Origin of the sequence: Enterobacter sp. DTU_2021_1002640_1_SI_PRY_ASU_LCPMC_013, from assembly GCF_032389435.1 — a bacterium.
GTDB classification, from domain to species: Bacteria; Pseudomonadota; Gammaproteobacteria; order Enterobacterales; family Enterobacteriaceae; genus Enterobacter; species Enterobacter hormaechei_C.
The window spans coordinates 3,958,128-3,971,778 of the sequence record NZ_CP135594.1; the positions used below are offsets into that span (position 1 = coordinate 3,958,128).

15 protein-coding genes and 1 pseudogene are annotated in these 13,651 nt (G+C 54.8%); 9 read left to right on the forward strand and 7 right to left on the reverse strand.

The genetic code is table 11. The features are described from left to right. Window positions 1-269: 269 nt before the first annotated feature. A complete protein-coding gene (locus tag RS584_RS18865) occupies window positions 270-1,448 on the reverse strand; it encodes an acetyl-CoA C-acetyltransferase (RefSeq protein ID WP_315748451.1) in 1,179 nt (392 codons plus the stop codon). 92 nt (window positions 1,449-1,540) lie between these two features. Continuing rightward, window positions 1,541-2,407 carry a LysR family transcriptional regulator gene (locus tag RS584_RS18870; protein ID WP_015571771.1) on the reverse strand — a complete coding sequence of 289 codons (867 nt, stop codon included), beginning with the start codon at window positions 2,405-2,407 and terminating at the stop codon, window positions 1,541-1,543. A 101-nt stretch (window positions 2,408-2,508) separates the two neighbouring features. Here RS584_RS18870 and RS584_RS18875 point away from each other — a divergent pair, with 101 nt between their 5' ends. Both RS584_RS18875 and RS584_RS18880 read left to right on the forward strand, forming a co-directional pair. Next, a complete protein-coding gene (locus RS584_RS18875) occupies window positions 2,509-2,973 on the forward strand; it encodes a multidrug/biocide efflux PACE transporter (RefSeq protein ID WP_022651793.1) in 465 nt (154 codons plus the stop codon). Between the two features lie 116 nt (window positions 2,974-3,089). Further along, window positions 3,090-4,319, forward strand: a complete 1,230-nt coding sequence (locus tag RS584_RS18880; RefSeq protein ID WP_015571773.1) for an amino acid permease — start codon at window positions 3,090-3,092, stop codon at window positions 4,317-4,319. A 33-nt stretch (window positions 4,320-4,352) separates the two neighbouring features. On the opposite strand, the gene RS584_RS18885 is transcribed toward RS584_RS18880, so the two are convergent. Next, on the reverse strand, window positions 4,353-4,625 hold the full coding sequence (locus tag RS584_RS18885; protein ID WP_003862848.1) for a GNAT family N-acetyltransferase: 273 nt from the start codon (window positions 4,623-4,625) through the stop codon (window positions 4,353-4,355). A gap of 10 nt (window positions 4,626-4,635) precedes the next feature. Further along, window positions 4,636-4,866, reverse strand: a complete 231-nt coding sequence (yjdI, locus tag RS584_RS18890) for a 4Fe-4S mono-cluster protein YjdI (protein ID WP_033487615.1) — start codon at window positions 4,864-4,866, stop codon at window positions 4,636-4,638. 453 nt (window positions 4,867-5,319) lie between these two features. On the opposite strand from yjdI, the gene RS584_RS18895 reads away from it, so the two are divergent. From RS584_RS18895 to RS584_RS18925, 7 genes are all read left to right on the forward strand, one after another. Further along, a complete protein-coding gene (locus RS584_RS18895) occupies window positions 5,320-5,508 on the forward strand; it encodes a general stress protein (RefSeq protein ID WP_015571775.1) in 189 nt (62 codons plus the stop codon). Window positions 5,509-5,598: 90 nt separating this feature from the next. Next, window positions 5,599-6,096 carry a ferritin-like domain-containing protein gene (locus RS584_RS18900; protein ID WP_003862851.1) on the forward strand — a complete coding sequence of 166 codons (498 nt, stop codon included), beginning with the start codon at window positions 5,599-5,601 and terminating at the stop codon, window positions 6,094-6,096. Window positions 6,097-6,157: 61 nt separating this feature from the next. Then, the gene (locus RS584_RS18905; RefSeq protein WP_017382870.1) at window positions 6,158-6,664 is read left to right on the forward strand and encodes a ferritin-like domain-containing protein; all 507 of its coding nucleotides are present in this window, start codon (window positions 6,158-6,160) and stop codon (window positions 6,662-6,664) included. Window positions 6,665-6,681: 17 nt separating this feature from the next. Continuing rightward, on the forward strand, window positions 6,682-7,554 hold the full coding sequence (locus RS584_RS18910) for a manganese catalase family protein (RefSeq protein WP_315748454.1): 873 nt from the start codon (window positions 6,682-6,684) through the stop codon (window positions 7,552-7,554). 70 nt (window positions 7,555-7,624) lie between these two features. Then, entirely contained in the window at window positions 7,625-9,028 is a 1,404-nt protein-coding gene (locus tag RS584_RS18915) for a cytochrome ubiquinol oxidase subunit I (RefSeq protein WP_315748455.1), read from the forward strand. Further along, a complete protein-coding gene (gene cydB, locus RS584_RS18920; protein ID WP_315748456.1) occupies window positions 9,028-10,038 on the forward strand; it encodes a cytochrome d ubiquinol oxidase subunit II in 1,011 nt (336 codons plus the stop codon). The genes RS584_RS18915 and cydB overlap by 1 nt, the downstream gene beginning before the upstream one ends. An 8-nt stretch (window positions 10,039-10,046) precedes the next feature. Beyond that, a complete protein-coding gene (locus tag RS584_RS18925; RefSeq protein ID WP_315748457.1) occupies window positions 10,047-11,672 on the forward strand; it encodes an alpha-amylase family protein in 1,626 nt (541 codons plus the stop codon). Here the strand turns inward: RS584_RS18925 and RS584_RS18930 are convergent. The 3 genes and pseudogenes from RS584_RS18930 to RS584_RS18940 form a co-directional block, all read right to left on the reverse strand. Further along, window positions 11,673-12,658: pseudogene (locus tag RS584_RS18930) on the reverse strand (SDR family oxidoreductase). Window positions 12,659-12,674: 16 nt separating this feature from the next. Continuing rightward, entirely contained in the window at window positions 12,675-13,193 is a 519-nt protein-coding gene (locus tag RS584_RS18935) for a 2-oxo-tetronate isomerase (protein ID WP_017382875.1), read from the reverse strand. A gap of 10 nt (window positions 13,194-13,203) precedes the next feature. Further along, window positions 13,204-13,650 (reverse strand): DUF421 domain-containing protein, encoded by a 447-nt coding sequence (locus tag RS584_RS18940; RefSeq protein ID WP_006811854.1) that lies wholly within the window; start codon window positions 13,648-13,650, stop codon window positions 13,204-13,206. Window position 13,651 lies beyond the last annotated feature (1 nt).

A 13,651-nucleotide genomic window follows, 5' to 3' on the forward strand; every position in this document is an offset into this window, starting at 1 on the left:
TTATTTTTTATGCACCGTTATTTTAGTGACAAGGATCGAAATTATTTGTTTCATTTTTTTTGGCAAAGATTGACGTGAACCCCATCAACAAAAAAAGGGTATTAACCGTAAATTTCAGGCGTGAGATCACATTAAGCACTTCACAAAGCAAATAATTAACCGCGCAATAATTATTGCGGGCTTCAGAAAGAACGCATAAGTGTTAAAAAAGGATTCTGCGGACACAAAAAAACCTCCCGTGGGAGGTTTTCTGTGCGCAGAGGGAGAAATTACCGTTCGATAGCCAGGGCCACCCCCTGCCCCCCGCCAATACAGAGCGTTGCGATCCCTTTTCGGGCGTTACGCTTTTTCATTTCGTGGACCAGCGACACCAGAATGCGGCAGCCGGAGGCGCCAATGGGATGGCCCAGCGCGATGGCTCCGCCGTTGACGTTGACCCGCAGCGGATCCCATTCCAGCATTTTCCCGACCGAGATCGCCTGTGCAGCAAAAGCTTCGTTGACCTCAATCAGATCCACATCGTTCAGCTCCCAGCCCGCCCGCTCCAGGCAGCGGCGCGTGGCATAGACCGGGGCGATCCCCATTAACGCGGGATCAACGCCCACGCTGGCAAACGCTTTGATCCGCGCCAGCACCGGCAGCGCCAGCTCCTGGGCTTTGCTTTCACTCATCATCATCACCGCCGCCGCACCGTCGTTAATGGATGAGGCGTTGCCTGCCGTTACGGAACCGAGCATTTCAAAGGCCGGATCGAGTTTTGCCAGCCCTTCTGCGCTGGCATCGGTGCGCGGCTGCTCGTCGGTATCGACGATGAGCGCTTCACCGTTCTGGCGCTGGGTACTGACCGGGACAATTTCATCGCGAAAACGCCCGGAGTCGATCGCTGCACGCGCTTTTTGCTGTGAGCTGAGGGCATATGCATCCTGAAGCTCGCGGCTGATACCGTATTCCCGCGCCAGGTTTTCCGCCGTTACGCCCATATGGTAGTCGTTGAAGGCGTCCCACAGCCCGTCGTGAACCAGGCTGTCAAGCAGCTGACTGTTCCCGAGCTGCGCGCCGGTCCGGCTGTCGGTCAGGACATGCGGGGCGCGGCTCATATTCTCCTGCCCGCCGGCAATGACCACATCCGCTTCACCACACTGGATGGCCTGCGTTGCAAGATGGAGCGCTTTCAAACCTGAACCACAGACGTCGTTAATGGTAATTGCCGAAACGGTATTAGGCAGTCCGCCCTTCAGCGCCGCCTGACGCGCAGGGTTTTGTCCCGCGCCAGCGGTCAGCACCTGGCCCAGGATCACCTCATCAATTTCATGTGCGGCAATCCCGCTGCGTTCCACCAGCGCTCTTACCACCACGCTGCCAAGATCAACCGCAGAGTGACGCGCAAGCGCTCCCTGAAAACAGCCGATAGCCGTACGTAACGCACCCACTATAACGACATCTTTCATCACGACCTCTGTGCAAAATGACATGACGATAGTAGAGGATTGTTATCAACAATTGACGCAAATGTTTAAAATTAGTGAGTTTAGTCACAGGATTATCGTGCGTCCTGCAAGTACTGGCGCAGCCAGCTTCCGGCGACGCCGGGCGGGGTTCGTTTGTTCCATACCAGATCGATGGCAATCGACCTCGGCCAGCCCGGCACGTTCAGCTGCACCAGCGATTTCGACGCGGCAAATTCGTCGACCAGCGCGCAGGGTAACGCGCACCAGCCAAAGCCCTGTACCGCCATGCTCAGCAGTAACAGATAATTCGGCGCAGACCAGACCGGCCCGCGCGAAAGGGGCGCTTCCCGTTCAAGATAGGTGCTCAACCGCAGCTCGCGCCAGCCATGCAGCTCGTCCGCCTGCGTCTCATGTTGCCCTGCCAGAGGATGTCCGGCAGAAACGTAGATGGCCATCCGCGTCTGCATAGGCAGACGGGTCGCGCCAATATCGGTCGGGTAGCTGTCGCGCGCTTCCGTCAGGCCAATTTGCGCCCGCTCCTTTTGCAGCAGATCGATCACGTCCTCCTCTTCTCCAATCAGGCACTCAAATTCCGTGTGCGGAAAACGCTGGTCGAACTGGCTCATCATCTCTTCCAGCACGGCCGGGTTAAGCGTATCGGAGAGAACAAAGGTAAAACGCGCCTCCGTTTGCGCGGTTAAAGATACGGCCAGCTCATCCAGGCGCGCGCTGGCGGCGAGTATCGACTGGACATAGCCCAGCACCTGTTCACCCTGGGCGGTTAATACCGGATGACGCGCCGAGCGATCGAACAGCTCAAAGCCAAGGTCAGCTTCAAGGTTGGCAATGGAGGTGCTGATGGTGGACTGGCTTTTACGCAGCCGCCGTGCCGCAGCAGAAAACGAACCTGCGGCGACAGTTTCAACAAACGCGGTCAGTGCTTCGGGAGAGTAACGCATGATGTATCTACTTTATCGATGGATACCATCTTTTATATATCACCTTAAACGATAAGAATAGGCGGCATCAACGCCCATACTGGCGTCTATATGAGGTAAATATGCAACATCAGGATGCACTTCAACGTAAATTGCCGGAGCGGATCTTCCATGCCGTCTGTTTTGAAGGCATTGCCACGGCGATCCTCGCCCCGACGGCCGCGTGGCTAATGCAGCGCTCGGTGGTTGAAATGGGGGGTCTTACCATTATTCTGGCGACCACGGCAATGCTCTGGAACATTATCTATAACTTTGGCTTCGACCGTTTCTGGCCCGTCCAGCGGGTGAAGCGCACGGCGAAAGTGCGCGCCCTGCATGCCCTGGGTTTTGAATGCGGCTTTATTGTGATTGGCGTAACCATCGTTGCCGCCGTGCTGGGCGTGACGCTGCTCCAGGCTTTTACCCTGGAAATTGGTTTCTTTCTGTTCTTCCTGCCGTACACCATGCTCTACAACTGGGCGTACGACACCCTGCGGGAGAAAATCATCAAGCGCCGCCAGCAACGACGCGCCCTGGCAAGCGAATAACCTTCCGGCCGGAGACCTGCTCCGGCCCGCCCCCTGCGAAGCAACGGCGACCTCAACGCATAATTATGGTAAATTGCACTCCTTTTTGTTCGTTTTATAGTTGATACGTTGCTCTAATGTCGAAAATTTGGTCAAAAGAAGAGACTCTCTGGAGTTTCGCCCTCTACGGCACTGCCGTGGGCGCAGGAACCCTGTTCTTGCCCATTCAGCTCGGCTCTGCTGGCGCGATTGTCCTGCTGATCACCGCCCTTGTGGCGTATCCCTTAACCTACTGGCCGCATAAAGCGCTGGCGCAATTTATTCTGTCGTCGAAGACGAAAGGCAACGAAGGGATCACCGGTGCCGTTTCCCATTACTACGGCAAAAAGATCGGCAACCTGATCACCACGCTCTATTTTGTGGCCTTCTTTGTGGTAGTTCTGATTTACGCGGTGGCGATAACCAACTCACTCACTGAACAGCTGGCGAAACGGATGACGGTGGATACCGGCATGCGGATGCTGGTGAGCTTTGGCGTGGTGCTGATTTTGAATCTGATCTTCCTGATGGGCCGGCACATCACCATTAAGGTGATGGGTTTCCTTGTCTTTCCGCTGATCGCCTATTTTCTGTTTGTCTCGCTGTATCTGACGGGCAGCTGGCAGCCGTCGCTGCTGACCAGCCAGATGGCCTTCGACCAGCATACGCTGCACCAGGTATGGATTTCGATCCCGGTAATGGTTTTCGCTTTTAGCCATACTCCGATCATCTCGACCTTCGCCGTAGACCGTCGCGAGAAATACGGTGAAGAGGCGATGGGTAAATGCAAAAAAATCATGAAAGTGGCGTACCTGATCATCTGCCTCAGCGTGCTGTTCTTTGTGTTCAGTTGCCTGCTTTCGATTCCACCGTCGTATATCGTGGCGGCAAAAGAGGAAGGGGTGACGATCCTGTCCGCGCTGTCGATGATGCCTTCCTCCCCGGCATGGCTGGGCATTTCCGGCATTATCGTGGCGATTATTGCGATGTCGAAATCGTTCCTCGGCACCTATTTTGGCGTGATTGAAGGGGCAACGGAAATTGTGAAATCGTCGCTGAATCAGGTGGGTGTGAAGAAAAGCCGCGCCTTTAACCGCGCGATTTCGATTCTCGGCGTGTCGCTGATTACCTTTGCGGTCTGCTGCATCAACCCGAATGCGATCTCAATGATTTATGCCATCAGCGGTCCGCTTATCGCCATGATCCTGTTCATCATGCCGACGCTGTCGACGTATCTGATCCCGTCATTAAAACCGTACCGCTCCATCGGTAACCTGCTGACGCTGATTGTGGGTGTGCTGTGTGTGTCGGTGATGTTTGTGGGTTGAGTATGCTGCCCGGCGCAATGCCGGGCATCTGTTTTACGCCCGAATATCGTCATACTCCCGCGTATTATCAAACTCATGCTTCGCAAATGGACACAGCGGGATAATTTTACGATTCTCACCGCGCATCTTCTCTACCACCTTCGCCACCAGCTGTTTACCCACACCCTGCCCTTTCAGGCTCGGATCCACATCGGTGTGCTCAATGATGCTCAGATGCTCGCCGGTCGGGACAAAGACGATCTCCGCTACCTGATTGCCTTCGGCGTCGTTGACGTAAAACTTGTTATGGCCTTCAAGAATTTCCATGGTTCCTCACTTATTTTTGGCGGTACTTCAGCGCGCCGCTCGGGCAGGTATCAATTACGCGCATAGCCGTTTCTGCATCTACTTCATCCGGCGCGATCCACGGTTTACGCTTCAGATCGAACAGCTTCGCGCTGCCGCGCACGCAGTTGCCCGAGTGTTTGCAGATCCCGGTGTTGAAGTAGACATCGATTTTCTCACCGGTATAGGCCCGGTACCCCGCATCCAGTAGCTCCTGATCCATGACATTGCCTCTGTAATTATTGTGGTGACAAAAGAAGCATACCCTCACCCGATCCACCTGACCACGTCAAAAACGAGGTTTAGCCACACTCTTTTCAGCGCATGACTTCGTCACGTTCATAGGATTATTCCGAATACAAGAAGACCCGTTGCGAAGATATATTTTTGCGCTGTGTCAATTCTTGTAATAATTCCCGCCACGTTCACATTAGGATTATTAGCTAAGCGCAATCTTAACCTCCGGTTTTATTTTCATCTAACTGATGGATTTCCCATTCGTTTTTAAAACTCGTAACGAAGCGGTATTTCTTCATTCCCTGCAAAATTACCGTAAAACAACCCAGACAAGAAATTTGACTCTTCTCACATAACGACTAATGTTAATTTCTGAACGACAACTGATACGAATTACTTATCGTATCTCCTGACATAAACGCAACATGAGGGTTGATATATGGCAGAGCAACATCGTGGTGGTTCCGGTAATTTCGCTGAAGACCGTGAAAAGGCATCAGAAGCTGGACGTAAAGGCGGCCAGCACAGCGGCGGTAATTTCAAAAACGATCCGCAACGCGCATCTGAAGCGGGTAAGAAAGGGGGACAGAGCAGTCACGGCGGAGGCCGTAAATCTGATAACTCCTGATCTTATTTAAAGCTCTTATAAATATACCGAGAGTATGCTGCGGGCCCGTCGGCTCGCAGTACCTTCCCTTTATTTCACTGGAGCGAAAATATGAATATGAAAACTGTTGAAGATGTATTTATTCACCTGTTATCCGACACCTACAGCGCTGAGAAGCAGCTGACCCGCGCGCTAAGCAAATTAGCTCGCGCCGCATCCAGCGAGAAGCTGAGTGCCGCGTTCACGGCTCACCTCGAAGAGACGCAGGGACAGATCGAACGTATCGATCAGATTATTGAGCAGGAATCCGGCCTCAAACTGAAGCGCATGAAATGCGTTGCGATGGAAGGCTTAATTGAAGAAGCCAACGAAGTTATTGAGAGCACTGAGAAAAATGAAGTGCGTGACGCTGCATTAATTGCCGCAGCTCAGAAAGTTGAACATTACGAAATTGCCAGCTACGGCACCCTGGCCACCCTGGCTGAACAATTAGGCTATAAAAAAGCCGTTAAACTTCTTGCCGAAACGCTGGAAGAAGAAAAAGAAACCGATCTCAAATTAACCGATCTGGCTGTCGGTAATATTAATCAAAAAGCCCAGAAAGGATAATTAATATCTGATGAGCATCAGCACCAAAAATTAACCAGAAAATAAATCACAGGAGTTAATTATGAATCATGTAGAACACTACCATGATTGGCTACGCGATGCCCATGCGATGGAAAAGCAAGCCGAATCCATGCTGGAATCAATGGCCAGCCGTATTGATAATTATCCCGACTTACGTGCACGAATTGAACAACACGTTAATGAAACTAAACACCAAATTACCGTGCTGGAAGAAATTCTCGACCGCAATGATATTTCCCGTTCGGTCATAAAAGATTCCATGAGCAAAATGGCGGCGCTCGGCCAGTCCATTGGCGGCATGTTCCCTTCCGACGAAATTGTTAAAGGCTCCATCAGCGGCTACGTTTTTGAGCAGTTTGAAATTGCCTGCTACACCTCTCTGCTGGCTGCGGCCAAACAAGCAGGCGATACCGCCTCCATTCCAGCCCTTGAATCCATTCTGGAAGAAGAGCGCCAGATGGCAGACTGGCTGCTCCAGCATATTCCACAAACGACGGAACAGTTCCTGCTGCGCTCCGACGCGGACGGCGTTGAAGCGAAAAAATAACGAAATAGGGAGAATGTATGTTTCGACACGTAAAACAGCTGCAATACACGGTACGCGTAGCCGAACCGAATCCGGGCCTGGCCAATCTTCTGCTTGAGCAGTTTGGCGGGCCACAGGGCGAACTTGCCGCGGCATGTCGTTACTTTACGCAAGGATTAAGCGACGACGATCCCGGTCGTAAAGATATGCTGATGGATATCGCGACCGAGGAGTTAAGTCACCTGGAAATTATCGGCACCCTGGTGGGTATGCTCAATAAGGGTGCGAAAGGCGAACTGGCGGAAGGCGTTGAAAATGAAGCGGAACTGTACCGCTCCATGTCCGAGAACGGCAACGACAGTCATATCACCTCCCTGCTCTACGGCGGCGGTACTCCGCTTACTAACTCCGCAGGCGTACCGTGGACGGCGGCGTACGTGGATACCATTGGCGAACCGACCGCGGATCTGCGCTCTAACATAGCGGCCGAGGCGCGCGCCAAAATTATCTACGAACGGCTTATTAACGTAACGGACGATCCGGGTGTTAAAGATGCGCTGGCGTTTTTAATGACGCGTGAGGCAGCACACCAGCTCTCGTTTGAGAAGGCGCTCCAGTCGATTCGTAACAATTTCCCACCGGGTAAATTGCCGCCAATCGAAGAGTACACCAACAAGTACTACAATATGTCTGAGGGGGGAGAAGTTCGCGGCAGCTGGAACAGCGATAAGCACTTCGACTACGTGGAATCTCCTCAGCCAGCGGTCGATGGCGGCGACGGCGGCGCAAGCGTAACGCTCACTACAGAGCAGGAAACGCTGGTCAAAGCGATGTGCGCACGCACGAAATCCGACCCCAATGCCGATCCGCTTACCGGTGCCGAGCTTGGTGCAGGTAAGAAAAAACCGTAACCGGTTTTGCCAGGCAGCCTGAGGCTGTCTGGCAATGCCTTGTGCGCTATCAGTTCCAGAGGTACGGAGCATGTTCGAGCTTGATGCGTTTCATCTGGCCAGGATACAGTTCGCCTTTACCGTCTCTTTTCATATTCTCTTCCCGGCGATCACCATCGGGCTTGCGAGCTATCTGGTGGTTCTCGAAGGCATGTGGCTTCGCACCAAAAATGATGTCTGGCGCTCGCTATACCATTTCTGGCTGAAAATTTTCGCCGTCAACTTTGGTATGGGCGTGGTTTCCGGGCTGGTCATGGCTTACCAGTTTGGGACTAACTGGAGCGGCTTTTCCCAGTTCGCAGGCAGCATAACCGGCCCTCTGCTCACCTATGAAGTACTAACCGCCTTCTTCCTGGAAGCTGGTTTCTTAGGCGTGATGCTGTTCGGCTGGAACAAGGTCGGCCCCGGCCTGCACTTCTTTGCCACCTGCATGGTGGCGCTGGGCACGCTGATGTCCACCTTCTGGATCCTCGCCTCCAACAGCTGGATGCACACCCCGCAGGGCTTCAGTATTCAGAACGGTCAGGTCATTCCCGAAGACTGGCTGGCCATTATCTTTAACCCCTCATTCCCTTACCGCCTGATCCATATGTCCATCGCCGCCTTCCTGTGCAGCGCCTTGTTTGTGGGCGCATCCGGGGCATGGCATCTGCTGCGCGGTAACGATACGCCCGCTATTCGCACAATGTTCTCCATGGCCATGTGGATGGCGCTGCTGGTCGCGCCCATTCAGGCCGTGGTTGGGGATATGCACGGCCTGAATACGCTTGAGCACCAGCCTGCCAAAATCGCCGCGATTGAAGGCCACTGGGAAAACCCGCCCGGCGAGGCCACCCCGCTGCTGCTGTTTGGCGTACCGGATATGGAAGAGGAGCGCACCAAATACGGGCTTGAAATTCCCGCGCTCGGCAGCCTGATCCTGACGCACAGCCTGGATAAACAGGTCCCGGCGCTGAAGGATTTCCCGAAAGAGGACCGCCCTAACTCGCTCATCGTCTTCTGGTCCTTCCGCATTATGGTCGGCATGGGGCTGCTGATGGTTACCCTTGGCGTGCTGAGCGTCTGGCTGCGCTATCGCCGTCGACTCTATCACTCGCGGCCATTCCACTGGTTTGCCCTCTGTATGGGGCCTGCCGGACTGCTCGCGCTGCTCGCCGGGTGGGTCACCACCGAAGTGGGCCGCCAGCCGTGGGTCGTTTACGGCTATCTGCGCACGATAGATGCGGTGTCTCTGCACAGCACGTTGCAGATGAGCATCAGCCTGCTGGCCTTTATCGTGGTCTACTGTTCGGTGTTTGGCGTGGGTTATGTGTATCTCGCCCGGTTGATTAAGAAAGGACCGCAGCCTGTGGGCACGCTAACGTCTAATACCTCGGGCACCCCTGCCCGTCCGCTGTCCGCCGCCGAGTCCGTTCCGGAAGAGGAGAAGATCTGATGGGCGTCGATATCCCGGTCATCTGGTTTGCCATTATTGTCTTCGCCACGCTGATGTACATCATCATGGACGGTTTCGATCTCGGTATCGGCATGCTGTTCAGCTTTGTGGGCGATGCCAAAGAGCGCGACGTGATGGTGAACAGCGTCGCCCCGGTCTGGGACGGAAATGAAACCTGGCTGGTTCTCGGCGGTGCAGGGTTGTTCGGCGCGTTTCCGCTGGCCTACGCAGTGATTATCGATGCCCTGACCATCCCGCTGACGGCCATGCTGATCGGGCTTATTTTCCGCGGGGTGGCGTTTGAGTTTCGCTTTAAGGCGACCCCTTCACACCGCATATTCTGGGACTACTCCTTTGCCGGCGGTTCCCTGCTGGCAACCTTCAGCCAGGGGATCGTGGTTGGCGCGATGATCAACGGCTTTGACGTGGAAGGGCGTCGCTTTGTGGGCTCCTCGCTGGACTGGTTCACCCCGTTTAATCTGTTCTGCGGGCTGGGCTTAATTGTCGCCTATACCCTGCTGGCTACCACGTGGCTGATCATGAAAAGTGAAGGCGCGCTGCAAAACCGGATGCGCGAGCTGACCCGCCACGTGCTGCTGGCGCTGATTGCCGTTATTGCGGTGGTAAGTATCTGGACCCCGCTCGGCTGGCAGTTTGTCGCCGAGCGCTGGTTTACTCTGCCTAACTTCTTCTGGTTCCTGCCAGTTCCGGTTCTGGTCGCGGTATTCAGCCTGTGGATCTGGCGGCTGACGCGCAATCCTGACAGCCATGCCCGTCCGTTCCTGTTAACGCTGGGCCTGATCTTCCTCGGCTTTAGCGGCCTGGGCATCAGCCTGTGGCCACACATTATTCCGCCGCACATCACCCTGTGGGAAGCCGCCGCGCCGCCTGCCAGCCAGCTGTTTATGCTGATTGGTACGCTGTTAATCATCCCGGTGATCCTGGTTTATACCGCCTGGAGCTATTACGTCTTCCGGGGCAAAGTGTCTGATACCGAAGGTTATCATTAAGGATTGCTATGGCAGGCTGGCATACACGCGCCATTATTTACCAGATTGATACCGCCCTGTTCTACGATCTTAACGGCGATGGCTGTGGCGACATCGCCGGAATCACCGCGAAGCTGCGCTACATCCGCCGGATGGGCGCGACGGTTATCTGGATCACCCCGTTTTACCTCACGCCTTTTCTCGATGAAGGCTATGACGTGAGCGACCATTTGCAGGTCGATCCCCGCTTCGGCAAGCTCAACGATATTATCGCCTTTATTGAACAGGCGCGGGAGCTGGGGATGCAGGTCATTATTGAGCTGCTGATCCAGCATACCTCGGATGCGCATCCCTGGTTTCAACAGGCCCGCCGCAACCCTCAGTCACCCTACCGGGACTATTACCTGTGGTCCGACACCGACGACGACGATACGCCGCCGATGTTCCCCGGCGTGGAGAAGAGCGTCTGGACATGGGACGACGAGGCGGGGCAATACTACCGGCATATGTTTTATCACCACGAGCCGGATCTCAATCTGGCCTCCCCTGCGGTGCTAAAGGAGATTGAGAACATCATCATCTTCTGGCTAAAGCTCGGGGTGTCGGGCTTTCGCCTGGATGCGGCATCGCACCTGACAAAACAGGCCGGACGTGGGGATGAAAAACGCGGCCTGTGGATCCTGGAGCATCTGCGCCGTCTTATCGGGCAGCGTAACCCGGACGCGATCCTGCTCGGCGAAGTCGACGTGGAGGTCGAGGCCTACAAAGATTATTTTGGTCAGAACGACCGGCTCAACCTGGTGCTGAATTTCTGGCTCAATAAGTACTTTTACGTCAGCCTGGCAGAGAAGAGCGCACGACCGCTGCGCAACGCGGTGAAGAAGATGATTGTGCCGCCGGACTCCTGCTGCTTCGCCAACTGGCTGCGCAATCATGATGAGCTGGATCTGGAAGGGATAGGTAAAAAAGCGAAGCAGACCGTCATCGATACCTTTGCCCCTGACGAAGAGATGAGTGTGTATCAGCGAGGTATCCGCCGCCGTCTGGCGCCGATGCTTAATGGCGATCGAAAGCGGCTGGCCTTTTGCCATGCGGTCTTGTTTTCGCTGCCGGGCGTACCGGTCATGCGCTACGGGGATGAGATTGGCATGGGGGATGATTTGGATCTGGAGGAGCGTTACGCCGTACGCACCCCGATGCAGTGGGCCGGATCGCAAGGCGGCGGTTTCTCAGATGCCGACCCGGAAACTTTTGTCGCCCCGATGATTGACCACGGCCCGTACCGCTATCAAAAAATCAACGTGGCGGATTCGCTGTTGCACCGCAACTCACTCCTGCACTGCATTATCGATATCGCCAATACGCGCTCGGAGTTCCCTGAGATCGGCGTCGCACCGTTTCGTCTTATTAATATCGACAGCGATGCGGTGCTGGGGATCTATTACGAAACCGACACGCGCAGCATTCTGACCTTCGTTAACTTCAGCGATAAGCCCGTTAATTTTACCGCCAGAGGGATCCGGCATGCGACCTGGACCGCCTGCCTGGCGGACAAACGTTACGACGACGCGCTGGTGTGCGGCAAAACCGTCGCGCTTAACCTCAGCGGCTATGGCTACCGCTGGTTCTGGACCGATCGTACCGCACTGCGCTGATTATCGTCTCCGCGAGAGCAGCAGACGGGCCACGATCGCGCCCGTGACGGCAAGGGAGCCGAGCAGCACTTTCCCCGGCATGCCGGAGGTGACGCTGATAGCGCGCTCTTTTGCTTCGTCGGTGAAGTGCCCGTGGATTTTATGCAGGTCGTTAACCGGCTGATCCAGATAGTCCTGACGGTCATCCGCATTTAACGTATCGGTCATCTGCCCTTCCCAGGCCTTTTTAACCATCAGCCGATCCAGAAAGCCGGGGAAAAGAAATTGCCCGACAATCGACTGGACGGTGCTGCTGCCCACCCACAGTTCCCGCACCGGTTTCTGCGCCACCTTAAAAATAGCGCTGGCAGCTACTTCCGGCTGAAAAACGGGAGGAACCGGGCGCATGCCCAGGCAAATTTATTCCTCGCCCACTCGAACTGCGGCGTATTGAGGCCCGGCATCTGTACCATTGCGATCTGCACCCGGCTGTTTTCATGCATCAGTTCGGTGCGCACGGCATCGGTAAATCCGCGGATCGCGGCTTTCGCCCCGCAGTAGGCTGACTGCAAGGGAATGGAACGGTAGGCCAGCGCGGAGCCAACCTGAATAATCGTTCCGCGATCGCGTGGGGTCATTAACTCCAGCGCGGCGCGGGTGCCGTTAACATAGCCCAGATAGGTCACCTCGGTGACGCGGCGAAACTCGTCAGGCGACATGGTGCGAAACGGCGCCAGCATCCCGCCCATGGCGTTATTCACCCACACATCGATGGCCCCAAGCCGGTATTCAATCTCGTTAGCAGCCTCGGTCACCGCCTTGCTGTCGGCCACGTCGGCCTGAACGGCACGGGCGTTGATCCCAAAACGGCGCAACTCCTCTTCTGTGGAGCGCAGGCTCTGCTCGTCGCGGGCAATGATGCCCACATCGTAGCCCGCTTTGGCAAAGTGCAGCGCCGTGGCTTTCCCCACGCCCGCCGTACCGCCGGTAATAACGATCACAGCCATAGCCTTTCCCCTTGTTTCAGACGTTATCCCAGCCGGAGAGTATTTCGATCAGTTCAGACAGGGAATAACGCACCGCTTTATCCACCACATCCTGACATTCACCGGAAAACAGCACGGTGCGGGTTTCCGTCTTTCCGCGAATATTCCAGCCGAAGCAGACCGTACCGGCTGCGGTGCCATCGTCTCCGCCTTCCGGTCCCGCATAGCCGCTGATGGCAAGGCCGATATCCGCCTCGGCAATTTCGCGAATTTTAGCGGCCATCTCGGTCACCGTTTGTTCACTGACGGCGGTGAAGCGCTCAATGGTTTCGTGCCGCACGCCGAGGATCCTCTCCTTCGCCGCATCGCTGAACACCACCATGCCAACGTCATAAAATTCCGCCGTGTTCTCTTCGGCACAAAGCGCAACCGCGAGATTGCCACCGGTACAGGACTCTGCGGTGGTTAACCGCAAACCTCTGTCCGTAAGCTGAGTGGCGAGCTTTTTCGTCAGCTCGCTGATGGTGCTGTTGCTGTCGTGAATAAGGTTGCTCATCGCGTTGCCCTTAATTTTCGTCAGGAATAATAGAAATATGACCATTACGCTCAAGAATAGCGTATTTAATCTCCTTCAATTCTGTAATACCGTGATTCTGGCGGGCTGATACCAATATATCATCACAGGATACATCGACCTTTTTCAGTTTATCGGCAAGGGGAACACCGTTCTCCACCAATATCACCGGCGTGCCATCAAGAATATTCTCAACAGTGGAAAAATATTTTTTCAGCAGGCCAAAAATAATATCCACAACCACCAGCGTCGTTATTGTAATCATTGCTCCGGTGACGGAGAAATCTTCGCCAAGCAGCGCCTGTTGTGTCGCCTCACTGATAATTAAGAGCAAAATAAGGTCAAAACTGGTCATTTGTAGCAGAGCGCGTCGCCCGGCAACTTTAAACACAATGACCAGAAACAGGTAAATTGCCAGGGCACGAAAAACCATGTCCATA